At 31.8% G+C, this 26665-nt stretch carries 29 protein-coding genes; 4 read left to right on the forward strand and 25 right to left on the reverse strand.

The genetic code is table 11. The features are described 5' to 3' along the window. Positions 1–200: 200 nt before the first annotated feature. The gene (locus C3E89_RS02095; RefSeq protein WP_236910844.1) at positions 201–1133 is read left to right on the forward strand and encodes a polysaccharide deacetylase family protein; all 933 of its coding nucleotides are present in this window, start codon (positions 201–203) and stop codon (positions 1131–1133) included. Between the two features lie 9 nt (positions 1134–1142). On the opposite strand, the gene C3E89_RS02100 is transcribed toward C3E89_RS02095, so the two are convergent. The 8 genes from C3E89_RS02100 to C3E89_RS02135 form a co-directional block, all read right to left on the reverse strand. After that, positions 1143–1973 carry an MBL fold metallo-hydrolase gene (locus C3E89_RS02100; RefSeq protein ID WP_236910845.1) on the reverse strand — a complete coding sequence of 277 codons (831 nt, stop codon included), beginning with the start codon at positions 1971–1973 and terminating at the stop codon, positions 1143–1145. Positions 1974–2360: 387 nt separating this feature from the next. After that, positions 2361–2624, reverse strand: coding sequence for an HPr family phosphocarrier protein (locus C3E89_RS02105; protein WP_236910846.1), 264 nt, complete (start codon positions 2622–2624; stop codon positions 2361–2363). A 24-nt stretch (positions 2625–2648) separates the two neighbouring features. Next, complete coding sequence (locus tag C3E89_RS02110) at positions 2649–2813, reverse strand: hypothetical protein (protein ID WP_236910847.1); 165 nt, start codon at positions 2811–2813, stop codon at positions 2649–2651. 70 nt (positions 2814–2883) lie between these two features. After that, the gene (locus C3E89_RS02115; protein ID WP_236910848.1) at positions 2884–4335 is read right to left on the reverse strand and encodes a glycoside hydrolase family 1 protein; all 1452 of its coding nucleotides are present in this window, start codon (positions 4333–4335) and stop codon (positions 2884–2886) included. Positions 4336–4357: 22 nt separating this feature from the next. Then, positions 4358–4663: a PTS sugar transporter subunit IIB gene (locus tag C3E89_RS02120; protein ID WP_236910849.1), complete on the reverse strand. Its 306-nt coding sequence runs from the start codon at positions 4661–4663 to the stop codon at positions 4358–4360. A gap of 17 nt (positions 4664–4680) precedes the next feature. Further along, the gene (locus C3E89_RS02125) at positions 4681–5010 is read right to left on the reverse strand and encodes a PTS lactose/cellobiose transporter subunit IIA (RefSeq protein ID WP_236910850.1); all 330 of its coding nucleotides are present in this window, start codon (positions 5008–5010) and stop codon (positions 4681–4683) included. Positions 5011–5030: 20 nt separating this feature from the next. Next, on the reverse strand, positions 5031–6131 hold the full coding sequence (locus tag C3E89_RS02130; RefSeq protein WP_236910851.1) for a DUF871 domain-containing protein: 1101 nt from the start codon (positions 6129–6131) through the stop codon (positions 5031–5033). Between the two features lie 88 nt (positions 6132–6219). Then, entirely contained in the window at positions 6220–7509 is a 1290-nt protein-coding gene (locus C3E89_RS02135; RefSeq protein WP_236910852.1) for a PTS sugar transporter subunit IIC, read from the reverse strand. A 118-nt stretch (positions 7510–7627) separates the two neighbouring features. On the opposite strand from C3E89_RS02135, the gene C3E89_RS02140 reads away from it, so the two are divergent. Then, on the forward strand, positions 7628–8659 hold the full coding sequence (locus C3E89_RS02140; RefSeq protein WP_236910853.1) for an IS6 family transposase: 1032 nt from the start codon (positions 7628–7630) through the stop codon (positions 8657–8659). A 241-nt stretch (positions 8660–8900) separates the two neighbouring features. Here the strand turns inward: C3E89_RS02140 and C3E89_RS02145 are convergent, their stop codons facing one another. From C3E89_RS02145 to C3E89_RS02205, 13 genes are all read right to left on the reverse strand, one after another. After that, positions 8901–10850, reverse strand: coding sequence for a BglG family transcription antiterminator (locus C3E89_RS02145; RefSeq protein WP_236910854.1), 1950 nt, complete (start codon positions 10848–10850; stop codon positions 8901–8903). A gap of 151 nt (positions 10851–11001) precedes the next feature. Continuing rightward, positions 11002–11217, reverse strand: coding sequence for a hypothetical protein (locus C3E89_RS02150; RefSeq protein WP_236910855.1), 216 nt, complete (start codon positions 11215–11217; stop codon positions 11002–11004). 121 nt (positions 11218–11338) lie between these two features. After that, the gene (locus tag C3E89_RS02155; RefSeq protein WP_236910856.1) at positions 11339–11524 is read right to left on the reverse strand and encodes a hypothetical protein; all 186 of its coding nucleotides are present in this window, start codon (positions 11522–11524) and stop codon (positions 11339–11341) included. Between the two features lie 45 nt (positions 11525–11569). Beyond that, entirely contained in the window at positions 11570–11854 is a 285-nt protein-coding gene (locus C3E89_RS02160; protein WP_236910857.1) for an MBL fold metallo-hydrolase, read from the reverse strand. Between the two features lie 166 nt (positions 11855–12020). Next, positions 12021–12212, reverse strand: a complete 192-nt coding sequence (gene thiS, locus C3E89_RS02165) for a sulfur carrier protein ThiS (protein WP_236910858.1) — start codon at positions 12210–12212, stop codon at positions 12021–12023. Positions 12213–12237: 25 nt separating this feature from the next. After that, positions 12238–14124, reverse strand: coding sequence for an aldehyde ferredoxin oxidoreductase family protein (locus tag C3E89_RS02170; RefSeq protein ID WP_236910859.1), 1887 nt, complete (start codon positions 14122–14124; stop codon positions 12238–12240). Positions 14125–14203: 79 nt separating this feature from the next. Beyond that, positions 14204–14854: a class II aldolase/adducin family protein gene (locus tag C3E89_RS02175; protein WP_236910860.1), complete on the reverse strand. Its 651-nt coding sequence runs from the start codon at positions 14852–14854 to the stop codon at positions 14204–14206. A gap of 64 nt (positions 14855–14918) precedes the next feature. After that, the gene (locus C3E89_RS02180) at positions 14919–15953 is read right to left on the reverse strand and encodes a zinc-binding dehydrogenase (RefSeq protein ID WP_236910861.1); all 1035 of its coding nucleotides are present in this window, start codon (positions 15951–15953) and stop codon (positions 14919–14921) included. 29 nt (positions 15954–15982) lie between these two features. After that, positions 15983–17257, reverse strand: coding sequence for a PTS galactitol transporter subunit IIC (locus tag C3E89_RS02185; protein ID WP_236910862.1), 1275 nt, complete (start codon positions 17255–17257; stop codon positions 15983–15985). A gap of 3 nt (positions 17258–17260) precedes the next feature. Then, a complete protein-coding gene (locus tag C3E89_RS02190; protein WP_236910863.1) occupies positions 17261–17554 on the reverse strand; it encodes a PTS sugar transporter subunit IIB in 294 nt (97 codons plus the stop codon). Positions 17555–17744: 190 nt separating this feature from the next. Further along, the gene (locus tag C3E89_RS02195; protein ID WP_236910864.1) at positions 17745–18221 is read right to left on the reverse strand and encodes a PTS sugar transporter subunit IIA; all 477 of its coding nucleotides are present in this window, start codon (positions 18219–18221) and stop codon (positions 17745–17747) included. A gap of 2 nt (positions 18222–18223) precedes the next feature. After that, complete coding sequence (locus tag C3E89_RS02200; RefSeq protein ID WP_236910865.1) at positions 18224–19009, reverse strand: DeoR/GlpR family DNA-binding transcription regulator; 786 nt, start codon at positions 19007–19009, stop codon at positions 18224–18226. A gap of 669 nt (positions 19010–19678) precedes the next feature. Further along, positions 19679–20827 carry an acyltransferase gene (locus tag C3E89_RS02205; RefSeq protein ID WP_236910866.1) on the reverse strand — a complete coding sequence of 383 codons (1149 nt, stop codon included), beginning with the start codon at positions 20825–20827 and terminating at the stop codon, positions 19679–19681. Positions 20828–21144: 317 nt separating this feature from the next. On the opposite strand from C3E89_RS02205, the gene C3E89_RS02210 reads away from it, so the two are divergent. Both C3E89_RS02210 and C3E89_RS02215 read left to right on the forward strand, forming a co-directional pair. Continuing rightward, on the forward strand, positions 21145–22494 hold the full coding sequence (locus tag C3E89_RS02210; RefSeq protein WP_236910867.1) for an AraC family transcriptional regulator: 1350 nt from the start codon (positions 21145–21147) through the stop codon (positions 22492–22494). Further along, the gene (locus C3E89_RS02215; RefSeq protein WP_236910868.1) at positions 22478–22660 is read left to right on the forward strand and encodes an SDR family oxidoreductase; all 183 of its coding nucleotides are present in this window, start codon (positions 22478–22480) and stop codon (positions 22658–22660) included. Before C3E89_RS02210 ends, C3E89_RS02215 begins: the two co-directional genes overlap by 17 nt. A 55-nt stretch (positions 22661–22715) precedes the next feature. Here C3E89_RS02215 and C3E89_RS02220 read toward each other — a convergent pair whose 3' ends face one another. From C3E89_RS02220 to C3E89_RS02235, 4 genes are read right to left on the reverse strand one after another with little or no spacing between them, the layout of a single operon-like run. Further along, a complete protein-coding gene (locus tag C3E89_RS02220) occupies positions 22716–23678 on the reverse strand; it encodes an ABC transporter ATP-binding protein (protein ID WP_236910869.1) in 963 nt (320 codons plus the stop codon). Continuing rightward, a complete protein-coding gene (locus tag C3E89_RS02225) occupies positions 23678–24682 on the reverse strand; it encodes an ABC transporter ATP-binding protein (protein ID WP_236910870.1) in 1005 nt (334 codons plus the stop codon). The genes C3E89_RS02220 and C3E89_RS02225 overlap by 1 nt, the downstream gene beginning before the upstream one ends. Before the next feature lie 14 nt (positions 24683–24696). Then, a complete protein-coding gene (locus C3E89_RS02230; RefSeq protein WP_236910871.1) occupies positions 24697–25641 on the reverse strand; it encodes an ABC transporter permease in 945 nt (314 codons plus the stop codon). Between the two features lie 2 nt (positions 25642–25643). After that, on the reverse strand, positions 25644–26576 hold the full coding sequence (locus C3E89_RS02235; protein ID WP_236910872.1) for an ABC transporter permease: 933 nt from the start codon (positions 26574–26576) through the stop codon (positions 25644–25646). Positions 26577–26665 lie beyond the last annotated feature (89 nt).

Raw genomic sequence — 26665 nt, forward strand, 5'->3', positions numbered from 1 at the left:
TTTACTCATATTAATTTTATGATAAGATTACCCATAAAACAAATTAATTATATTTATAGTTCTATGGATTATTATAAATAAATATAATTAAAAAAGATTAATCCATGTATTACCTATTCTCCTATCCCTTTTTTAATTTACAATATGACTTGAAGAATATATAATATATGTATTACATTAGATAAGGAAGGAGCAGGTGAATGAAAAGATTTGGAATAATATTATTGATAATGATTACACTAGTAGTACAGGCTCCAATTGCAGCCTATGGGGAAAGCAATACTACTAGTATTGCAGAAGAAAGATACCAATTATTTAAGGAACAAAATTTAAGATTAAGAAAAGAAATATTACAGTTAAGGAATCAATTAAGTGAAAAAAAAGCAAGCAAAATTCCAGTACTTATGTACCATCATTTGCTAAAGCAAGAAGATATAGATAAATATAATTGGTCAGACAATGGTAGTGTTCTATCAGTGGAAACCTTTGAAGAACAGATGGATTACCTTTATGAGAATGGATTTTATACTGCAACTTTAGATGAATTACAATCCTTTTTAGATGGGGAAATTACTCTCCCAGAAAAGACAGTCGTTATTACCTTTGATGATGGTTATTTAAGCAATGTATTATACGCTTATCCTACTATGAAAAAATATAATTTTAGAGGAACCATATTTATGTTAGGATACAGGGTAGATAGTGTTCAGATTCCTTTTGATCCTAGTGACACCCAATCTTTAAGTATATATGAAGCCTATAAATACGAAGATGTATTCGACTATGAAAGTCATACTTATGAGCTTCATGATGTAAATGAAAAAGGTGAGAAACTTCTAATATCTTCAGAAGAAAAAATTATCCTTCAGGATTTAATAAGAAGCAAAGAATTGCTAGATGCTAAATACTTTGCTTATCCCTATGGAAAATACGATGAAAATACTATCCAGTATTTAAATGAAACTGGATTTGAAATGGCCTTCACCATAGATTCTGGATATGTTACCGAGGAATTAAATAAATATGAACTTCCAAGGTTCGGCATATCCCCTCGTATTCCTTTAAGTAGATTTAAAAGAATTGTAAACGGAATTGAAAAAGTTGAACCTAGCCAGCCTGATACTATTGGCTAGGTTCAACTTTTACTTATCTACAAATCGACCTCCCTCTGGTTTACTGATTTCGTCAAAGTCATTTACCAACATATTTAAATGCTCCATTATTTCTTTACCTTCCATAGGCTTGCCATGACTGGGTAGTACAATATTTGGATTTAGCTCTTTTAGGCGGTTAATAGAATCTTTAGCAGCCTTCCAGTCTACAGTTAAATATGCCGGAGGACCACTTATTTGTTCTTTTTGAGTAAGCACAGACCATAAAGATTCTTGCTTTGTAGTAGAAAAAGCATCTCCAGCTATTAAAACTCTGTCAGATTCTCTAAATAGGGAAATATGCCCTTCCGTATGCCCTGGGGTGTGAATCCATCTCCATTCAGGCATACTAGGTATACTTCCATCGGCAGGAAGAGCCACAGCTCTATAACCTATGTCTATACTAGTATGGGGAAATGTTGGGGACATTTCTGCTACCATTCCCCCGCCTACTGTAGGATCTCCCACAGGATAATCTTTTTTCCCTGTTATATAAGGTATTTCTAACTCATGAATATAGACGGGAACATCCCAATGTTGGGAAAGTTGAATAACCGAACCTACATGATCGAAATGACCATGGGTAAGAATAATAGCTTCAGGTCTACTTTCTGTACCAAATCTTTCCTCCGCTGCTTTTATTATGAAATTACCAGAGTTTTCTAGGCCTGTATCCACCAATACAAATTTTTTATTGCCAGCCTTGGGATTCCCTACTAAAAAAGCATTTACAATAGTAAATTGTAAAACCAATATCTCTGAAGTTATTTCTTGAGAAGAGGTTGCTAATTTAGACATCCCCTCTACTAATTTGTTTCCCATATTAAAACCTCCATTAAGGAAATATATTTTAAATTAGTATTTGCAATAATGAAGGTTTATATGTGATTACCAGACCTTAGAGATTTTTCTTCTTTTTCTATTCCTTTTAAAATCCCTTACTATCACCTGCCTAATAATATTATATCTTGAGTTTTACTGTTTCAATATAAATCTAAATTAAATTTACTGATTTTTTAAACTAAAAATTAAACTCCAATTAAAAAGGTTAACTTAAATAAAAGCTAAGGCCTTTAATCCTCTTAACTGAATTGCAAATGCATCGTCCATTAATTGTAAATGGAAAATTTAAAAAGTTAAACCTAGCCAATCCGGCACCATTGGCTAGGTTTAACTTTTATCTTTCTATATATGGACAGACTTTCCATCTTATTCATTAAAATTATCATCAACTAATTTTACTAATGCCTTTACAGCTTCCTCAGCATCATTTCCTTCAGCTTGAATTAAAATTGTATCTCCCTTACCTGCCCCCATGCTTAATATTCCCATAATACTCTTTGCATTGTATTCTTTGTCATCTTTTATTACAGTTATCCCAGATGTAAACCTGGCAGCCTCTTTTACAAATAAGCTTGCTGGTCTAGCATGAAGACCTGTCTCGTTTTTTAGTGTTACTTCTTGTTTGTACATTATTTAGCCCTCCTTAACCCTGTTTTAACTATTGTATGCTTCCTCATCAACAATAACCGTAACATCAGGATGTAATAAAAGCATACTTGCTGGCAACTTTGTTGTTATTTTATTTCCTATTAATAGTTGATTAACAGCTTTTCCTTTCTTTTTTCCACTGGCCAATAATATTATTTTCTTAGACTTCATAATACTTCCAATTCCCATTTATGGTATAGATAAATATAATTAGTATATGGATAAACCTTGTTACACGCTGTTACAATTTTTCACCATTAGATTCTATTACCTTTTTATACCAGAAGAAAGAATCCTTTTTTAGTCTATTTAGACTTCCCCTCCCATAGTCATCCATATCTACATAGATAAACCCATATCTCTTTGAGATTTCGGATGTAGAATCGCTTACTAAATCAATAGGGCCCCAAGTTGTATAACCTATTAAATCTACCCCATCTTCGATGGCTTCTCTCATTTGAATTATATGTTTCTTTAAATAATCAATCCTATAGTCATCATGAATCCTATTATCTTCTTCTACTTTATCATATGCTCCTAATCCATTCTCAACTATGAAAATTGGTATTTGATATCTATCATATAGATCATTTAAAACCCATCTCAAGCCAACAGGATCAACTTGCCATCCCCAATCTGTCGTCTCCAAGTATGGGTTTTTAACTCCTGTAAATAAGCTATCAGGCAATCTTTCAGTATTAGAATTAGAGCTTTCTGTAATAGATTTGTAGTAGCTTATTGAAATAAAATCCACTGGATAAAGTTTTAAAATCTCTTCATCTCCAAATTCTTTTTGTATAGAAATATTATTTTCTTTAAAATACCTCAATATATAATTCGGATATTGTCCTCTTACACAAACATCTGTAAAAAACAAATTCATTTGATTTGCCTTTTGAGTTTTGATAATATCTAATGGATTATTGGTTTCCGCATAAATTGCAGTTCTCGCCAACATACATCCAACTTTATTGTTAGGATTGATTTCATGGGCTATTTTGGTAGCCAATGCGCTAGCAATAAATTGATGATGGGTAGCTTGATAGCTTAGCTGTAAAGGGTTATCACTATCTTCCGTAAATACTCCTCCACCAGTATAAGGGTTTTTTGTCATAACGTTCATTTCATTAAAAGTCAGCCATAAATCTACCTTATCCTTATATCTTTCAAATACTGTTCTCACATACTTTAAAAAAAAATCAATTAACTTTCTATTAGACCATCCGTTATACTTTAATGCAAGATTTAATGGCGTATCATAATGAGATAATGTAACCAATGGTCTAATATTATATTTCTTGCACTCGTCAAATACATAATCATAAAATTTTAGCCCTTCTTCATTAGGTTTTTCATCATCTCCATTTGGAAAAATCCTACTCCAACTTATTGATAGCCTAAAAACATTAAAACCCATTTCAGCTAACAACTTTATATCTTCCTTATATCTATGATAAAAGTCTATCCCTTTTCTTTTGGGAAAATAATAGTTCTTCCCGTTCTTTAACATTGCATAAATTTCTTCCCTGGTTATATTAAGTGGCCTGTCCCCTTTTCTTTCCTCCTTTGGAACAAATTTAACCATATCAGCTATAGATAAGCCTCTGCCGTCTAGATTATAAGCACCTTCTATTTGACAAGCAGAGGTAGCTCCTCCCCATAAAAAACCTTTTGGAAATCTACCGTAACTCATAATTACCTCCTGTTTGAATATATTATAATTCTCCAAGTAACTTTCTAGCCTGATTTAATACTTTTTCTCCATCCATCATTCCATAGGCAGTCATATCAACTACATTTACAGGAATATCTTTAACTTCTTTTTCTACCCTTTCCTTATCAAATCTAACTTGAGGTGCTAATAATATAACGTCTGCTTCTTCCTTTATATCTTTTAAATTAGCTAATGAGGTTGCCGCAATATCATATTCAAGGCCTTGTTTTTTTGCAGCTTCCTTGATTTTATTTACCAATAAGCTAGTTGACATACCTGCTGAACATAATAAAAATATCTTTTTCATAATCAATATCCTCCCTTTTAATATTTTTTAATTGTTTTATATAAATCTATAATTTCCCTTGCTAAATCATTAAATGTTATACAATTCATTAAATGATCTTGAGCATGAACAACCAATAAATTAAATTCTATCCTCTGTCCATCAGACTCCTTAGCCAATAACTTTGTTTGTGCATTATGTGCTAATAACTCCGAATCCTTGGCTAATTTTAACTTATCTTCTGCTAATTCAAAATCAAACTTTTTGGCGGCCCTAATAGAATCTATAGCATTAGATTTAGCATTTCCCGCATTAATTATTATGTTCATTACAGTTTCGATTAAATCTTGATCTGCTTTTTTTTTCATATGACCACTCCTATAAATATCTAATTATCATTTATGATAAAATTAAATTTTTGATTAGGTTTTATAAAATCCAATATAAAAATCTCTTCTTCCTTAATTCTAGCAACCACATTAGATTTTCCGCTATTTATAAAATCCTTTAAAGCTATTTCTAACTCTCCCTTGTAATTTCCATATTCATCACTTTCTATTAGAATATCTCCTCTTTTTATATTTCTGGGTGCATTGTGTAAAACAAAACTCCTATTCTTATATTTATCTCTACTATTTTTAGTAGACCTAATGATTGTATCGGAAATATCCCCTCTTCTAAAATGAATTTCATCTAACAATATTGATTTCTCAACTTCTGTAATATCTTTTTCAAGTGCTATTTCAAAAGATACCATATCTAACCGCATGTTTTTTATTTTTGAAAATTCTTCTTTAGTTGCAAAACAATTGGATATAATAATATCATCAATATTATTTAAAGCTATCATATGTTTCAATTGAACTTGAATAGGCATATACCTGTGCATTTCCAAAGTTGGCATCTGGTTGCCAATGGGCCAAGGTCCAAATGCAGTACTATTTTGACTGGTAATAAAAGCTGCAGTATTAAGTCCATATTTTTTAAAATTTTGAGTGCATTTTTCAAAATGGTCTAATGATAATCCAGTATGTTTATGAGGATAAAAGTTATGACAACCCACTAAATTATATTTATTTGGCATATAATCCATAATTGTATCTATATACCTAGTATCATTACTCATATTGATTTCAATTTTTAAATTATAATCATTGTACGTCATCATAGCCTCTTCATACCCAGAATATCCGTTATCTAGCCTAAAACCACTCACTTTAATATCTTTAAAAAAGGATAGATTTTCTCCATTAACCTTTAATTTTTTCAATATAGATGGATTAACATCTACAATCATTTCAAATCCTCTTTCATTTGCATAACTTGCGATATTAGAAAATCTATCCACAATTTCCTTCTTCGAACCTTGTGCCGACAGTAAACAAGAAAATATTCTTTTAAACCCTATCTCCTTTGCTATGTCAATATAATTAAACAATTCTTTATCCGTAGATTTTTCAGGATAAATTGAAATACCTAAATTTTTCATCTATAACTTCCCTGCCTTCATAATATATTCTCTAAAATTAAAAGAAAATCAAGGACTTCTATGAAGTGAAGTCCCCACATTTTTATTTTTATTGCTTATCCAATGTAGATTTTTTTTCTAGTTCCAACTTATCAACTACTCTGAAAAACGGATAATAAATTAGCCCATCTATAATTATCAATAAAGCCTGCCACAGAGCACCTCTCCAACCAGAGATAATCAACCCGGATAAAATAGGTGGCGTTGTCCATTGAATATTAATACCGTTGGCTAATGGGACAATACCCACTGCCATTACAAAATAAGTCAATAATGCATTTACCAATGGTGCTAATAAAAAAGGTATAAATATAATCGGATTTAATACAATTGGCAATCCAAAGATTACTGGTTCATTAATATTGAATATGCTCGCACCAACTGATAACTTACCCAAAGATTTAAATCTTTCTGACCTCGCCCAAAATAAAATTATTAAAACTAATGCTAATGTTGCACCTGCTCCACCGATACAAACATAGTTAGTGTAAAATTGATAATTTAAAATATTTGGTAATTCCGTCCCTGCCGCAAAAGCTGCAGCATTTTCCGCCGTTTGTGCAAACATAATAGGTTTCGTAATTCCATCAGTTACATTTGAACCGTGTATACCAAACATCCATAATGTTTGCTGAATAATAATCACTATAATTAGGAAAAACAAATTCCCACCTATATTAGTTAATGGTTTTTGAAGTATGGCATATACAAAAGATTGTACCGTTTCAAAATTTGTCAAAGAAAAAACGATTCTAATAATTGTAAGTACTAGAATAACAAATAGTTCCGGTACTAAAGCACTAAATGAAGTAGCTACATTACCAGGAACATTCCCTGGCATTCTAATAGTCCAACCTTTGTTCTCTATCGCTGAAAATATTTTCAGTGCCAACATAGTAGTAAGTATACCAACAAACAATCCACTTGCCGTAAAATTGTCAACAGGCAAACCTTTACCAGCATCATTTCCGAATTCTATCATAGGTGTCAAAATGAAAAATGCCACTAAAGACGTTACAATACTTGTTGTATCGTCAATATCAAAGGACCTTCCTAGGCTTTTAGCCATACCTATAATTACAAAAATAGTCATCAAATTCATTGTAGCATTATAAGGAATTAAAATATAGTTTAACCAATTTTCGCCTAATTTGCCTGCCATAAAATTTTGGTATGCTTCACTTGGAATATAAGGTATTAAAAGAAATAATGAACCTATAATCAATAGTGGCATTACTGCAAAAAAACCATCTCTAATTGCAGTCAAATACCTATTCTGATCTAACTTTCTAGCTATCGGTACTAACTTTGCTTCCAAAAAATTCATTAATTCATTCAAAGTACTCCCTCCTTATACATTCGCTCTGTAAACTTAAATGAAAATTGAGGACTTCAATCCTCTGTGGTACAATGTTTTTGCTAGAAAACAAATACCTCCCAGAAAGGATGAAGTCCTCATGCAAAAAATTGTACCAATAAAATGTCCAAAATGCAATAATAAAGATTCTTTTTATCGCTATGGCAAAGATAGAGATGGTTATCAAAAGTATCTTTGCCGTAAGTGCAATCACCAATTTGCTCCTGATAGACCAGTGTCTAAAAAGGTGCCCAAATATCCTCGTTGTCCTGTTTGTGGTAAAGCTACGTTTCTTCATCACGATTATGAATATTACTCTAATTATCGTTGTTGCGATAAGAAATGTAATAATTCTATGTTTGTTCCTAAACCAAACAATATACTGCCTGCATCTATGTCTAAACTTGTTGGAAAGAATGATTTTAAGCGTATGCGCTACCCCGTGCATATAATTATTACTGCTCTATCTATGTTTTACCTTGGCAAAAATTCTTTTAGAAATATTGCCCTAATACTTACAGTAGCCCATGATGTTAAGGTTTCTCATACTACCATTAGCAATTGGTGTAAGAAATTTGCTCCATTTTTTAATAATCTCTCTTTAGAACTTATACCAATGTTAGACTTTAATTCAGATGAATGGCATGCTGACGAAACTGTTGTAAAAATTAATGGTCAAAAATATTATATTTGGTTTATCATAGACTCAGAAACCCACTTTGTCTTAGGTTTTCATTTATCGCCTTATAGAGATTCTAGCCAAGCTTTTGCTTTGCTTAATTCTGTTAAAGACTTAGGTACTGCTAATGCCATAGTTAGCGATCGATACAGTGCTTACAAAGTACCAGTTAAATCTGTACTGGGAAGTTCTGTTAAACATAATCGGGTTGAAAGCTTTAAAGATGATATTTCTAATAATTTAATAGAATCTTTTCATCATCAATTTAAAGCTTGGTATAAGACTAAGCAAGGTTTTAATTCTTTTGAATCAGCCAATAATCTAATCAGCAAGTTTATATTTTTCTATAATTTTGTAAGACCTCATTCATCTCTTAATGGCTTAACCCCAGCTCAAGTTGCTGGATTAAATCTAACTGAAAGAGAGAAGAAAAAGTATCTTCTTGTAGCATAAATTTTTCTTTATTTCGCCTAAATATTTTTCAAATGTACGTCCTTGAGATTGTCAAGGGCGCGTGTTAGCCCGTTCATTTTACCCTTGATAATCTCAAGGCGGACTTTTATAATTGTCAAGGCGAAATTTAAAGCAATTTGAAGTAATTCTATAAAACATTGTGCTATTTTTTCATGTTTAGTTTACAAAGCCTATACATTATACTCTCAATTACACAAGTACATATATAATTAATATTTTACTAACTCATGTTTAACATAAGTTCATAAAAATCCTTAGATTGAGATATATTTCCAACAATAGTTTTGGATTCTACTATTTCTTGAAGCAACTTATATAATAGCTTTAACCTTTCATTTTCTTTTACATTAAAAGCAAATAGTAGAATTATTTTTACTTTTTTCCCATCATGTACTATAGGATTTTTAAATACTCCAACTGCTACTACTGTCCTTTTAGACATAGATTTCATGGGATGAGGTATTGCTACCATACTTTCCAAAACAGTTGAAAATAGGTTTTCCCTTTCGATAACCGAAGAATAAAAGGATTCAATATCCTCTATATATCCTTGAATTTTTAGCATTTCAGTAAGTTTCAATATAGCCTTAAAAAAGTCAATTTCCTCATCAAAATATTTAAATAACTCTTTTTTAAAAAACTCTTCTTTTATCCCATTTTCGCTTGTTTTTTCAGTTATCATCAGAGGATTACCTACATAGTGTTTTATCCTATTCAAATCTTCTCCAGTAATCAACGGTTTTACTTGAACTATTGGTATATTGCTTTTTGTTGTTAATGGAATAGTTGAGATTATTAAATCTACTTTTCCATACTCCCCTTCTAAAATATTGTTCAATTTATATACCGGAAAATATCCTAATATATTAACCCGTTCACCATAGTAAGATGCTATTTTACTATTTACAAATTGAGCAGTCCCTAAACCTGATCCACAGATAATAGCAATATTTGTTTTATTATGGATTTTATCTAAAGCTACGGCGACATGCAAAGCTATATAAGAAACTTCCGATTCGCTAATTATTACATTTAACTTTTCATTGATTATTGGAACTATAGTCATAGCAATTTCAAAGGCAAAGGGATAATTTGTCTTTATTTGATTTTTAAAGGGATTGTCCTCAAAATAGTCCGATTTTATTCTTTCAATCATAGGATTCAAATGAAGTATGAGATTTCTTTTAAAATTAACATTTCCAGTAAAATCAATATTAAATTTATTTTTAATCTCCTTTAAAAATTCATCTAGTATATCTTCTCCCCCTTCTTTCAAAACACAATCTTTTTTAGTGATATTTAGCAGCCTTTTGGTATTAAAACTTTGTTGAAAATATTCAAGTTCTTTGATATTCAAAGAGATATTAAAATAACCTTCAATTTCTCCCTTTATAGCTTTTGCTATAGTTAAATCTAAATCTTTCCCTATTTCATCTTCTATGGTAAAACCTATTTTAATCCTTTTTATACTAATCAAAATATCTTTTACAAACAGACTTAAATCCTCATCTGTTAAAATATATCCATACTTATTTAATATATTTATTATAGTTTCATATAAAAATAATATATCCTTATTCAAATTTACATTATCATCAGCAAAAACATAATAGAGGCTTCTGCTTAGCATTAATTTTTCATTTTCCTTATCTCTTTTAAGTACATTTGAAATTAAAAACCTTTTTAATCTTTCATCTCCTTTCAATTTTAGCCCCTTTATTGGAGAAATTTCCAGCTTCAAGTTTGAAAATTCTTCTAAAAATTTGATTATATTTTTTACATCTAAATAAATAGTTGTCTTTGAAACGAATAGCATATCTGCAAAATCTTCCATGGAAATAAAATCCTTTGTAAAGGTTAACTTGAGCAATATAAAAGCAAATCTTTCTGATGGAGTGTTAGGAAATTTAGATAAAGTTGCTTCTTCTCTATAAATTTCTTTTGCCACCGACAATCCTGTATTTTTTTGTTCCTCTGGTATAAAATATCCTTCTTGTTTTGAAGAACATATCTTAATACCATAACCTTTAATTAATTCATTTAGGGATTTAATATCTGACCTAATAGTTCTAGAACTCACATCAAACATTTTAGCTAACTCATTTCCCGATAATCCTACTAAAGAATTTAATAAACATATGAATATTTTTTTTTGCCTTCTATATGCCATTTTTATCACCGGATCCTTAATTTATATTTTATATCTATTATTCAAATTATGCAATCAAATCAATTTCCTCCTTGTAGAGGAAACCTATATATTTACAATATCGTAAAATATTCTTAAATTTTTTGTTCCCTATACTTTTCTCGTGTATATTCTAATAGTTTCCAATTGAAGCTAAAAAAGAAACTAGAAAAATAATGATTTCTAGTTTCTTTTTTACATTAAATTCCTCGCTACCTCTGTCCTGCTTTGCTCCTAATTCTATGCCTGTCTGTTTATCTTCTAGGTTTATAGGATATTCTGCCGTTCTCAAAATAAAATCCATCATTCCATGAATATCTTTTGTCTGTATATCTCTAAATGTAGTCATTACTATTCTATTTTAGATAGATACACCTATCTCTTTTAAATTTATAGGCAATGGATAATATTCTCTATGATCTGAAGATTAACAATAGCCAGCCGTAATAGATTGGCTAGTTTTATATCTTTTAATTATCCACAAATCGTCCCTGTTCTGGTTTGCTAATTTCATTAAAATCTTCTACTAACATATTCAAATGCTCCATTATTTCCTCTCCCTTCATGGGTTTACCATGACTTGGTAATACTAGGTTTAGTCCCAAATTTTTAAGACAATCAATTGAATCTTTAGATACTTTCCAATCCACAGTCAAATATGTCGGAAGACCGCTTATCTGTTCCTTCTAGGTCAATACGGATCACAAGGATTCCTGTTTTGTTGTAGTAAAAGCATCCCCTGCTATTAAAATCCTATCTGATTCACGGAATAAAGAAATATGTCCCTCCGTATGTCCTGGAGTATGAATCCATCTCCACCCGTCCATACCTGGTATACTGCCATCACTAGTGAGGGCTACAGCTCTAAAACCTATATCGATACTTGTATGGTGAGGAAATGTAGAAGACATTTTTGCCACCATTCCCTCATCTACAGTAGGATCTCCCACTAAAAATGCATTTACAATGGTAAATTGTAAAATCAATATATCTGAAGCTATCTCCTGGGAAGAAGTGGTTGTTTAGACATTCCTTCTACTAATTTATTTCCCATAACAAAACCTCCATTATGCAAATATTTTTCAAAATTAGTATTTGTATAATGGAGGCTTATATACTTAGGTTTTAATGAGGCTTTCTAATGTTTTACCTTTAGCCTCCGCCAATGAAACTATATATTTCTACATTGCTATCTTCGTCAAGTTCCATTTCATAATCTTCTTCAGAAATTTTTTTCCCGTTTACTTTTACTCTTACAATGTTTTTTGGTAGTCTTATAGCTTCAATTAATTCTGCTACAGTAGTTCCAGGTTCTATATCCTTATGCTTACCATTTATTAGCACTATATCACCTCATGGTTAACTATCTTTAAAGTAACCAACCTAATGAAAGTTTTTTTAAAGTTCCTGTCGTAGGATTTCCTGTTTCTTGATCCCAACCAGCTATTTCATAATAGGTCTCTAATGATTTTTCAAACTTCTCTCTGTCCAAAGCTATTCCCTTAGATGGCCCTTCCTGAAATGGTTCAAATAACCTGTCTGGTAGGTAATCGTCTTTTTTATCAAACCCTGCTTGAGCATTGAAATATCTCATCATATTTATTCTTCTTTCTCCAATTAACATTAATTCGTGAATTGAAGTATCCCATCCTATAGCTACTTTTGCTAATTCTACCACATCTTTTGGTCCAAATAATTGCCAAGAAGGTCCCCATACAAATTGGCATAGACAAAGTATATCCATTAATGAAAAGAAGCATTGAGTATTAAATGCAAATCTTACTTTTTCATCGTCTAACTCCATGATATCATCATAGCCTTTCCATACTCCTAGATTATTTAAGTTTCTTCTTTCCCAACTATCATTATCCATAGCTAGTACAGGATCGTGTTCTGCTGATTGATGGTCTGCACCAAAGGGATTTACTGCATATATAACTCCGACAGTAGGCTTCATCTCTGGCATATGTGCTGGAAGTTCTTGCCCTTTCACCGATATACTGTATTTATATGATTCTTCCCCTATCATTTCAGCTGCTCTATAACTTCCTTCTGCTAATATATTTCCTATTCCTTCTCTTTTTGCTATCTTTTCAATTATTATAGGCATTATTTTATCGTTTCCAAAACTCAATTCTAATCCATCAGTTTGGCTTTTATCTAATATACCTTGCTCAAAACATTCCATTGCAAATGCAATTGTAGCACCGGTAGATATAGTGTCTAAACCATACATATTACATAATTGATTACCAAGAGCTACTGTTTCAAGATTTGTTATCCCACAGTAGGAACCTAAAGCAGCACAGGTTTCATATTCTGGTCCTCCATATAGTGGTTCCACTTTTCCAGGTACTTCTACCACTCTTTTGCATCTTACAGCACAAGCATAACAGGTATCTCTTTTCGTTAAAATTGTTTCACTCATTGTTGTTCCTGTTATATTCTTAGCTCCTTCTGGAAACCATCCTGTTGTCCAGTTTTTAGTTGGTAAAAATCCTTCTTCACTAAATCCTTCAAGATCTATATCTGTTCCGTGTTCTCCCATTCCTTGTACGCTTATATTGTTTTCAAGTCTTTCCTTAACACTTTCTGCTAAAGCTTTAAATCCTTCTTTATCCACTGGTTGTCTTCTTGTTGTTTTTTTAACCGCTATTGCTTTTAAGTTCTTCGATCCCATTACTGCTCCTGTTCCATTTCTACCATTAGCTCTATTACACATATTAATTATACAAGCATATTTAACCAGATTTTCTCCAGCTGGCCCTATTTGAGCTATATCGATTCTTTCCTCTCCTAATTCTTGTCTTATTATCTCCTCTGCTTCTCCAGTTACCTTGCCCCATGCATTAGCTCCATCTTTTAATTCCACTTTTTCGCCATCTATATATAAATATACTGGTTTTTCTGCTTTACCTCTAATTACTATTCCATCCCATCCATTCCCTTTTAAATATGCTGGAAAAAAACCTCCTGCCTGACTATCTCCTACAGTATTAGTTAAAGGACTTTTGGTAGTGCTAGTCATTCTATTAGCACCACTAATTGGGAATCCTACCAATGGGGATACAGAAAGAACTAACATATTTTCAGGAGATAAAGGATCTACTTTTGGATCCATTTCATTTAGTAAAATATACAGCCCTAAAGAAGAACCTCCAGGATACAATCTGTATACTTCTCCCGGTATAACCTTCTTCTTTATTTCTCCACTAGTTAAATCTATGTCAATTAGTTTTGCATCTGGAAATACCATTTTATCACCTCCTGAATTTCTTTTTCTTATACATCCTTAAACTGCATATAATATCAGAATTTAATAGAATTATTTGAAACTATATAGTATATTTATAACCTTCCAAGAATCCTTCATGCAATTTGTTAGCTTCCTCATCAGATATAGTAGTATATTGACCCATACATTTTGCAATGAAATATACTTTTGCAGCATTTTCTACTACCATTGCATTGAAAAATGCGTCTTGCAATGACCTACCTATTGTCACAACACCATGATTTTTCATTAATGCACCCGCTCTACCTTCCATAGCTTTTACAACTTCCTCACCAAGTTCAGTACTTCCTTCAGCTGCATATTTTGTATTTCTAACATTACCACCTAAAGCATTAGCTAATTCTCCTATTACTAAAGGTATCTCTCCATCTGCTACACCTATAGCTGTAGCATATGTTGAATGAGTGTGTATAATGCTCAATGCATCTTCTCTGTTTTTGTAAATATATAAATGCATGGGGGTTTCACTAGATGGACTTAATTTCCCGTCAACAACATTTCCTTCCATATCTATAATAACAACATCTTCTTTCTTTAGTGTTGTATAGTCTACTCCACTTGGAGAAACTGCAACTAAATTAGATTCTTTATCTCTTATACTCAAGTTTCCCCATGATAATGTAACTAGCCCCGTTTCCACTAATTTATTACCAATTTCTACTATCTGTTCACGTTCCTTTTCTAAAATCATTATGAATTCCTCCTTATAAGATCTGTTTATACTTCTATATATTGATCCAAATAATTAAACCATTCTAGCCCAATCTGATCTGAATCTTCATTACTTCTGCTTTAGTAGCTAAAACCATAGCCTCTCCTATATCCTCTAAAGGAAATTTCCTTGAAATATAATTGTCAACACTAATTGCCCCTTCTCTTATTAAATTCATTGCTTCATCACATTCTTTTCTACTATAGGCATAAGAACCAATTACAACTATTTCATCATAGTGGATTCTGTTCCCATCCAATTCAACCATGTAATTTGTTTTAGGGAAACCTCCAAAAGCTACTACTACTCCTTTTTTTCTGACTATTTCAACAGCTTGTCTTACAGCATCTACAGAAGGATTAGCAGAAATAACTCTATCTACTCCAAAAGGAAACATTTCCTTTATCACTTGGACTAAATCTTCTTTACTTGAATCAACATACTTATCAAAGTTAAATTTCTCTGCAATCTTCAATCTATCCCTTGAAAAATCTGCAATTATTACTTTTTCTGCCCCTGCATGTTTAGCTAATTCGCCATGTATACAACCAATAGGTCCTGCACCAATTACTACAACATTTTCACCTTTTTTTGGAGGCAACAACTTTTGCGTATGGAGACAAGATGCAACAGGTTCAATTAATGAACCAGCATCAATGGGTATTTGAGAATCTAATTTCCTTACCCATCCCTTTTTTAAAATAATTTCGGGTAATACTATTTTCTCAGCAAAAGCTCCTTGAAAATCTTTTCCTATTTCTAACTTGTTTTCACAGACATTCTCATAACCACTAGTACAATACCAACATTCTCCACAAGGAATATCTTGAGAAGCTATTACTAAATCACCTTCAGAAAAACCATCACAATTAGTTGCATCTATAACTCTAGCAACAAATTCATGCCCTAAGACAGTTCCTGTTTTTATGCTATCAGAACCATATCTATATGTTCTTATGTCTGAACCGCATATATTACAACATATTACTTGTAATAACAGATCACCTTCTTTGTACTTAGGTTCGTCAACATCTTTCACTTCAATTTTATTCGGTCCATTCCATATTGCTGCTTTCATTTTAATTAATCATCCTTTCAAACAAAATTTTAAAAAATACCACCTATAAACATTGATACTTTATAAATAACCCATGTTATCCATTGGGATCCAATTGATAAACAGGTTGCCATGCTTGCCCCCTCTGGAAATTGAAAACCAACTTCTCTACCAAGTTGTGTCATAGCTGGCGCATAATCAGAAGCAATAAGAAGTATTGGTATCATAAATATTGTACCTATAAGCCATCCTCTAAAAATATTTCCTTTCGACGGTACAACAGCCCATACAAGAAAGAATACAAGCCCACCTAATTCAGCTAATGGCAAAGTAATATTTCCTGGAAGTATAATAGCCAAAATCAATGTTGTTGGGATTAATAGTAAAGCAGTTGCAATTATTGAAGGATGTCCAACTACTGCTGCTGCATCAAGACCAATATTTATCTTCCTATCCTTAAATTTCTTCTGCATAAATTCTGATGCAGACTCTGAAATTGGTGTTAAACCTTCCATCAATACACCTATCATCTTAGGCAATAAATACATAGCAGCTGCAGTCGAGATAGCAGTATTTAAAACAGATGTAGCATCAAGCCTTGCTATAAGCCCTAAAACTAAACCTATTAAAATACCTAATACAACAGGTTCCCCAAGTAAACCAAATTTTTTCTGAATACTTTCAGGAGACCAATCTATCTTATTTATCCCAGGTATTTTATCAATTAGTTTATTCAATGGTATCCCTATTAAAGCCCAACCAGTTGATTCTATATGAGGAATTGATATTCCAGGTAAATTGAAAAATTCCTCTACATAGGGCTGTGTATAATCTGCTACTTTAAATATAATTCCCATAGCAACACATGCACCTATAACTGCTAATACCATATTCCCCGTAAGCATATGAACTACTCCTCCAAGGAATAAAGCTTGCCAATAATTCCAAATATCTACATCTAATGTATCTGTCCATTTTAAAACAAGCATAATTATATTGGTAGCAAATACAGCAATTAATATTACTGGCACAATAACCCCACTGCCCCAAGCTATGGAAGCTGCAATAGGCCAACCAACATCTATTGCTGTTAGCTTAAAATTATATATGCTAACGATTTCATTTACAGCAGTCATTATGGAACCAGATAGTAGATCTATTACCAAATTAATACCGATAAATGCAATTCCTACAATCAAACCACTTTTAAAAGCTCTACTGATCTTTTGTCCAAATACTAAACCTAAGATAGTAATTATGATAGGCATAAAAATTGGTGCTCCAGCATCCATTATAAAATTAATAATATTCATGAAAGTTGCCATACATTACACTCCTTTATTGGTTTTTTTAAGATAGTCCATTATCTCTGACAACACCTTATCCTTTCCAATCTTTGTAATGAAAGGTAATCCGTTTATTATAGGTACACCATAGTCATCCTCAAGCACAGTAGTACTTACTATCAAATCAACATCACTTGCCCTTGAGTTAACTTCTAAAGGTGTACACCTATAAGTGGTTATACTTATTCCATTCCTTTTAGCTTCTTCTTGTATTTCTTTTTCCGCTATTGCAGAAGTAATGCCTCCTGTTCCACAAACCACTAAAACCTTCATCATCTTTCTTCCCTCCTTTCCTATCAAGTCTTTTGTAATAAATGTAATACATATAAAAGCTATTTTCTTTTTCTAAAAGATATAATATTTAAGGAGACAATCATACCCATTAATAAAGAAAAAGCTTAATGCCTAAACAATCAATTATTAGCTCAAATATATGGTTTTCATTAAAATATAATAGGCGCAGACATTAATTTGGGCTAAAGGATTGGAATAATTTTCTTAACCTTTCAACAGCCTCTTGTGCCTTAGAAGCTCTCTTAAGTTCCAACCAACCTTCAATATTATTAAATGAATCAATTAAGGATTGTAGCGTCTTTAATTGTTCATCAGGATTTTTCATAGCTATCATAATTACAAAATCAATATCTATCTCCACATTATTGTCGTCCATTCTAAAAAATTTAATTGGTTTATCTAAAACAGTTATACATAGACTCGACTTCCTAACATATTTTGCATCAGCATGAGGAATTGCAAACCCAACTTTCTCCATAGGAAGCCCAGTAGGGAAAACTTTTTCTCGCTCTATAACTTTTGCTGCAAAATCATCAGTAACATAATCATGTCTCATCAATAAATTTGCCATATCCTTTAAAAGTTCAAATTTATCATCAATCTCAGGATTTAATAAGATACAATTTTCATCTAAATATTCTTTCAGCATTTTTAGTCATCTCCTTGTCTATCGCTGTTTACTACGATTACATCTATATTTGATTTCCTTAATTTCTTTATTTCCTCCACAGAGCTTTTATCGTCAGTAATTATTGCATCAAATTTATTAGCAGGTGCAATACTCAGTAAGGCTACATTGCCAAATTTACTGTTATCTGCTAGTAAATACTTCTCTTTGGATATGTTCATTAATTCTTTTACTATTCCTACCTCACCCTCAAAGTAGTCCGTTATCCCATATTTATTAGATACTCCTGCTGAACCAACGAAACTTTTATCGACATGAAAGTTTCTTATCATGTCAACGCTATAATTCCCGTGTAAAAACATATCTTCCTTTCTTAGCCAACCTCCGATTAAAAATACTCTATTTTTTTGGTCATTAATAAATATATTTGCAATATTAAGTGACGGAGTAATAATTGTAATCTCTTCTTTATTTACTAGCAATTTTGCTAATTCTTCAACAGTTGTTCCTGCACCTAATGCTATTGAATCTCCTGGTTTAATCAATTTTAATGCTTCTTTAGCAATTTGTTTCTTCTCAAAAATATTTACTGTTTCCCTCTCGTCATATGGAACCTCTGCTCCCCTTTGCATAGCAGGAGCAACTCCTCCATGAACCTTAATAATCAATCCCATTTCTTCTAAATAATTTAAGTCATTGCGTATGGTTTCAGTAGATACATCAAAAATTGATGCTAAATTTGATGGGGTAGTAATAGGTTGCTCTTGTATAACTTCAATTATTTTTTTTCTTCTAATATTTTTTTTCATAATCAAACTCCTTTATTCATTATACTTAAACTCATAAATAGAATTAAGTGTATTTACAATATTCTGATTTCTTGTTTATTTACTAATATTATATACTATAATTTTGTAATTTGCAATATTAATTTAGTTTATTTTTGTAATTTCCTAAATTATTTTGTTTTTTTACAAGTTTATCGTTTGAAAATTAATCTAGTTAGTATTTTACTCTTTCAATAAGATGTAACTTGACCAATTTGCTTTTCAAATTCCCACAACATACGAAACAAATATTTCTAGGACAAGTAAATACATTGGCACTGATCCAACGAAGATATTAGTAAATACTTAAGAGCAAAATACTATTTATACAAGTATATAATATTCAAGATTATAAAAAACGACATATATACTCATATTTATTTTTATTATTATAAAAGATTTCAAAAAAGATTAAACAGCCAAGGCCTGATATTTTATCAAGCTTTGACTGTTTGAATTTGTTACTATTACTTCCGCTATCTACCTAACTAGGTACTGTTTATCTACTGTCCATTTTTTTATTAACTCTTCTATTTTTTAATGGATATTTTGAATTTTACAAGGTATCCTGTCATTGTATCCTGTCATTTTAAAATCAACTCTATTATTCCAATAGTATCTTTAATTTGTATTTATCTATATTCTTACCAATTACAAGTTCCGCACTTCTTCTTTTTCTCTTAAAACATACTTAGGTACTTTACCTATAAATAGCCAACGTATGTTTAAGGTTCCTACTAATAATACAAATATAAACGTTATTGCTAAACCCAATCCAGATATTAATACTAAGGAAGATAGTCTACTATATCCTATGTGGCTAGGGAAACTCCCTATTAGATGTCTTTTTATCTCTTCCAATATTAGTGGGTGGGAAAAATATATTCCAAAGGAATAGGTACCGAAGTTTTTCAAATTATTATACCTTCCCACCATCTTCCGTGTCAGCCAAATGAGTATAGGCATAGTAGCTAAGGCATATATCATGGTTTGAGGTCTAATAGAGCCAAATCTCCCATAATAATCCCTACCGCTATGAATCCAAATATTATAGTATACTTGTCCAATATATAATATGGTTGTGGCTATATATGCTAAAAATATCTTTTTCATATTCCTTTCCACAAAGTTTACTAACCTTTCATAATGCATACCCATTAGCCCACCAGTTATAAAATAAAAAGACCAGCTAAACAAAGTTTTCCAATAGTATTGGTTGAAAGTCTTTATTATTCCTGTTGCATTAGGGTTTTTGAAATAATACCCATATAGAAGGATTACACCTTGGAATATAAAGAAAAAGGCAAATACTCTAAAGGGTTTCTCTTCCATTGGTTTCGTTAGGTATTTCATTAATAATGGTAATATTATATAAAATTGAAATATCAAGAATATAAAGTATAAATGAGCAAAGCTTTCTCCTAATAATATATCCCTGCCTAGGGTTAATAGACTTTCTCTATTTATAGATAGTTCATATACATAAGAATCATATAAAAAATAAATAATCGACCAAAGGATATAGGGTATTAATATGAATTTTACTTTTTTCTTGTAGAACCTGGGACTATTAAATTCATCTATAGACCTATAATTATAAAATAACACCAATCCTGAAACCATCATAAAAATAGGACTTCCAAATCTAAAGAATTGATTTAAAAATATGCCTAAATACATGGCTTTAGAGCCATATTCTGAACTAACTGCAAACCCACCAGTAGCATGGATAATCAATATTCCCATGGCAGCTATAGCCCTTATATAGTATAATTCCTTTATCTCTTTACGTCTCGCCATTTGAATTCTCCTTTTATCCAATATTCTATACATTAATATATTATATCATAAAAAATATGAATTCATGGTATAGAAAAACTAGGCTTTATGATATGATACTTCCAAAGTAGACAGTCTAATTAATCTAAATCCACCCATCTATCAGTATGGAAGAAATCAACATGGATTCCTAATACTTCATTTTCATAAAGTTCTTCAAATATATAGTCCATTATTAGTATTGAACCCCTGTTTAAAAAGCCATTTTTATGGTAAATATCTTAATAGGACAAACTTAATAAATATTGACAATCTTTAATTAAAAAAGGTGAATTTATATGTATATAAAAGAAAATATTGAATTCAAGAGGGACATCCCCCTAAATATTGAAGTACAGTCAATTAATAGATATCCCTTCCATTGGCATAAGGATATTGTAGAGATAATTCTTCCTATTAATGGTTCCGTTGAAGTTACCGCTAACTTTGAGAAAAAGTTATTAAACCGAGGAGAATTTTGCTTTATAAATAATGAAACTATTCACTCTATAAGAAGTTCCTCAAAAACTATTGTAGTAATTTTTCATATAGATTTGAACTATTTTGAAGATGAATTCCGATACATAAAGCAAATGTTTTTTAGAAGTAAAATGTACTTTGAATGCCCAATTAAAAAAAACAAAAATATATTCCTAAATGTTAAAGAAAACCATATAATTAAATTTAGAAATCTTTTAATTAGCATTTTGTCCCATATCTTAGATAAAAATAATTTGTCTGAAAATCTATTAGAAAGTTTTTCATACCAGTTAGTATATTTAATGGTATATGAATTTAACTGGATACAATTTCTTAAGCAAAACAATAAATTCATCAGTACCACTGCTTTAGATAGATATCATAGAGTAGTTAAATATATCCAAGAAAACTATACCGAAAAAATAACCTTAGATGATATAGTGTCTCAAGAGTTCGTCACTAAAACCTATTTCTCTCATTTTTGGAAAGATATAAGCTCCTATAGTTTTCAAGAAAGAATAAACTATGAAAGGGTGCTTAAATCCGAATTTCTATTATTTACAGATGACACCATATCAGAAATATCAAAAAAATGTGGCTTTTCAGATGTAAAATACTTCTATAAAAATTTTAAAAGATGGTATGGATGTATGCCTTTAGAACATAGAAGTAGATGTATTGAATATATGAAAAAGGGTTCCGATTATATAAATCTGGAGATAAATGATTTGGAAAAAATATTTAATGATTATATTGAAAATTTCTTTACATTAGAATTTAATTTCCATGAAGATTCAGATATTTCCTCCCTAATAGAAACCTATATTAAATTAAAATATTTACAAATATCTGATAAACAAATACATTTTAATGCTCCGAAATATGTAATACTTAATCCTCTGAGCAAAAGTAATTGTCATTTAGAAAAGAATGATATTATATTTAATTGGAACCATATCGACCTTTTTGTTAATATCTGCTCCGACCTAGGATATATTCTACAAATTAAATTAAATTGTAATGATATAGAGGAAGAATCTCTCTATGACATAGTAGATAAATTTATTTTTCTATCTATCCAGCGTTATGGTATGGAAACCTTACAAAAATGGTCCAGAAATCCGTGCCAATGCCATATTACCTGGTGCAATTATGACTGCTATGGTTGACAGTGTAGGTGGAGAAGCTGCAGTTAAACATTTAATAGAAGGTTCCCCAATTAAAAAGGCTGGGCAGCCTGAAGAAATTGCCACAGCAGCTTTATTCTTAGCTACTGATGACTCTTCATTTGTAACTGGTCAATTAATAAGAGTAGATGGAGGAATAGATATTTAGCTACTAAAAAGAACCAATCCATAATATAAGGATTGGTTCTTTTTTTATTTATAGCTTAAAGTTCCTTTGCTCTATGACAAGCTACAAAATGATTTTCATGTATTTCTTCGAATTCTGGAACTACTTCTCTACACTTATCTATAGCATAAGGACATCTGTCCACAAATCGGCAATTTTCTTTTGGATCTATAGGGCTTGGTACATCTCCTTCAAGCATTATCCTATGCCTATTCCTTTGAGTTTCTGGATCTGGAATAGGTATAGCTGATAATAAGGCTTTGGTATAAGGATGGATTGGGTTATCATAAAGTTCTTCTGAATTAGCAACCTCCATCATATGTCCTAAATACATTACTCCAACTCTATCCGAAATATATCTTACCATGGATAAATCATGGGCAATAAATAGATAGGTAAGCCCTAAATCTTCCTGTAATTCTTTTAATAGATTAACTACTTGAGCCTGAATAGATACGTCTAAGGCTGAAATAGGCTCATCACAAACTATAAACTTTGGATTCAAAGCTAAGGCCCTAGCAATCCCAATTCTTTGACGTTGCCCACCAGAGAACTCATGAGGGAAACGTAAAGCATGCTCTTCATTTAATCCTACAAGCTTCAATAATTCAATTACTCTATTTCGACGATCATTGTGGTTTTTATATATACGATGAATTTCTAAAGGCTCACCTATAATCTCCTCAACCGTCATCCTCGGATTTAATGAAGCATAAGGGTCTTGGAATATCATTTGAAAATCCCTACGAATATCCCGCATTTCATGTCGGGACAATTCATAAATATTCTTCCCATTAAAGATCAGCTCACCATCCGTTGGTTCATAAAGTCTGATTATAGTCCTCCCAGCCGTAGATTTTCCACAACCCGATTCTCCTACTAGACCAAAGGTTTCTCCAGGATATATATCAAAACTAATACCGTCTACTGCCTTTAATTTTCCTTTACCAACATCAAAATATTTTTTTATATTTCTTGCCGATATTAAAGGTTCAACCATTATATTTCACTCCCTTCTGCTACCTTTTGGGCCATTGGATGATTTAACCAACAACAACTATAATGAGAATCTGTGTGGTATTCCCTTTCTGGCATATGGTTTTTACAGATAACCATAGCATCATCACATCTATCGAAAAATGGACAACCTTTTGGTGGTATATATAAATCAGGAGGAGTTCCATCAATGGAATGTAATGTTTCTGATCTGTCCATATCTAATCGCGGAACACTGCCTAGTAATTTTCTAGTATAAGGATGCCTTGGATTATTAAATATTTCTTCTACTCCACCTTCTTCTAAAAGCTGTCCAGCATACATTACAATAACTCTGTCACTTATATCAGCAACAACACCTAAATCATGAGTGATTAAAATAATAGAAGTGCCGAATTGATTTTGTATTTCTTTCATAAGATCTAATATCTGAGCCTGAACAGTAACATCTAGGGCTGTAGTAGGCTCATCAGCTATTAATAATCTAGGGTGGGATACCATTGCAAGAGCAATCATAACCCTTTGACGCATACCTCCTGAAAATTCATGAGGATATTGTTTAATCCTTTTTTCAGGTTGAGGTACTGAAACTAAATCTAACATTTCTATTGCCTTTTTCTCTGCTTCTTTAAAACTTAAATTTTGATGTTTAACTAATCCTTCAACTATTTGTTTTCCAACTTTCATCGTTGGATTCAAAGAAGTCATTGGGTCTTGGAATATCATAGATATTTGATTTCCACGAATCTTTTGCATTTCCTTTTCACTTTTTTGTACTATATCTTCACCATTAAATAAGATTTGACCATTTTTATAAAAGGCAGGTGGCATAGGAAGAAGTTGCATTATAGAGCTTGCTGTTACACTCTTCCCACAACCTGACTCTCCTACTAAAGCTACAGTTTCTTTTTTGTTTACATGAAAGCTAACTCCACGCACCGCTTCTACTTCCCCAAAAAAGGTTTGGAAGGACACTGCTAAGTCTTTCACTTCTAACAATTTTTCCATTTTCCCACCTCTTTCTATTTACGTAATCTTGGATCTAGTGCATCTCTTAAACCGTCCCCTAATACATTAAAGGAAAACATTATAAGAGATATTAGTATTGCTGGTATTAGTATTTGATAGAAAAGCCCTATTGGCATAACTGCTAATCCGTCATTAGCTAAAGTTCCAAGACTTGGTTTAGGTGGCTGTAAACCTAATCCTAAGAAACTTAAAGTCGCCTCTGCAAATATTGCCCTAGGTATAGTTAGAGTTACATTAACTAAAATTGGCCCTAGAGTATTTGGTACAATATGATTTTTAAGTATCCATCCTTTGGAAGCCCCTAAGGACTCAGAAGCCAATGAATACTCAGACTCTTTAAGTTGAAGAACCTGACCTCTTACTAGGTTGGCCATTGGTACCCACCCAGTGATAGTCATAGCGATTATAAGCACAAACATGGAAGTACCCGATCCTTTAGTTGAAAATACTACCGATATTAATACAACTACAAGCATATAGGGAATACTATAAATAACCTCAGCTATACGCATCATTATAGCATCTACCCTAGGAGAGGCCATACCGGCAATTCCTCCATAGACAACACCTATACCAAAATCAATAAGGGCTGCAAGGAGTCCAATTATTAATGAATATCGAGTTCCCAACCAGGCTCTAGAAAACAAATCCCTACCTAATTCATCAGTACCAAACCAATATTCACCATTTGGTTTAAGATTTGTCTTACTATAATCCTGTTCATAGTACTCAAAATTACTTATTGTAGTACCTAGAAAGGACATAACCCCCATAATTATAAGAAGAATCAGTCCAGTCATTGCCAGTTTATTTTGCTTTAATCTACGCCATACATCTGCCCAATACTTAATACTAGGCCGTCTTATACCTTCAGAATCTCGCAAATCTTGAGGGGCTTTTTCAAACATTTCTTTAGTATATACCATATCTGTTTTCATGATTAACGTCCCTCCTTTGTAAGTCTTATTCTCGGATCTATTAAAGTATAGGCTATATCAACTAATAATAACATAGCAATCAATATAACCGCATAGAATACAGTCACTCCCATTATTAATGTATAATCCCTATTGTAAATGGAAGTAGTAAAAAACATACCTAATCCAGGAATACCAAATATTTTTTCGATAACGAAGCTCCCTACTAAAAGATTTGAAATTGTAGTACCTAATATGGATACAATAGGTAATATTGCATTTCTAACAGCATGCTTCATAATAACGGCTGTTCTTGTAATCCCTTTGGATTTAGCTGTTTTAATATAATCTTGTCCTATTACTTCTAACATGCTAGAACGCATAAGCCTAGCCATTTGAGCTAGTGGCATCAATGCTAGGGCAAAAGATGGCAATATAGTATGTCTCCATTCTCCCCAGCCACCTATAGGTATCCATTCTACATTTCTAGCCACGAATTGAATTAAAAATGACCCCATTACAAAGCTGGGCACCGAAACACCGATAATTGAAATAATCATGGAAATATAATCAGGAAATTTATTCTGAAATAATGCCGCAATTGCACCTAATGCAGGTCCAAATATTAAAGCTATAAGAAGAGCTTGAAGTCCCAATTGAGCAGAAACAGGGAAACCTCTTGCTATCATTTCATTTACGGTTTCGGTATTTGACTTCATAGATTCACCAAAATCTCCCCTAGCAATATTCTTTAAATACACTGCATATTGCTCACTATAAGGCCTATCCAACCCATATTTCTTTAGTAAGTTTTGATAAACCGCCTCAGGTATATTTCTATTTTCGTTTACAAAAGGATTGCCAGGAACAGAGTGCATTAGAATAAAAGTAATAGTTATAACTGCCCATAGAGTTACTATAGCCATAGCAAGTCGTCTTACAAGGTATTTACTCATACTACCTCCCCTTTTCTATAATGTTAAATAGAAACCAAGTGGCTAAATTAGCCACTTGATCCTATTCTAAAATCTAGCCTCTAATCTTT

This window comes from Clostridium sp. Cult1, from assembly GCF_021655095.1.
In the GTDB taxonomy this organism is placed as follows: Bacteria; Bacillota; Clostridia; order Tissierellales; family Tepidimicrobiaceae; genus Schnuerera.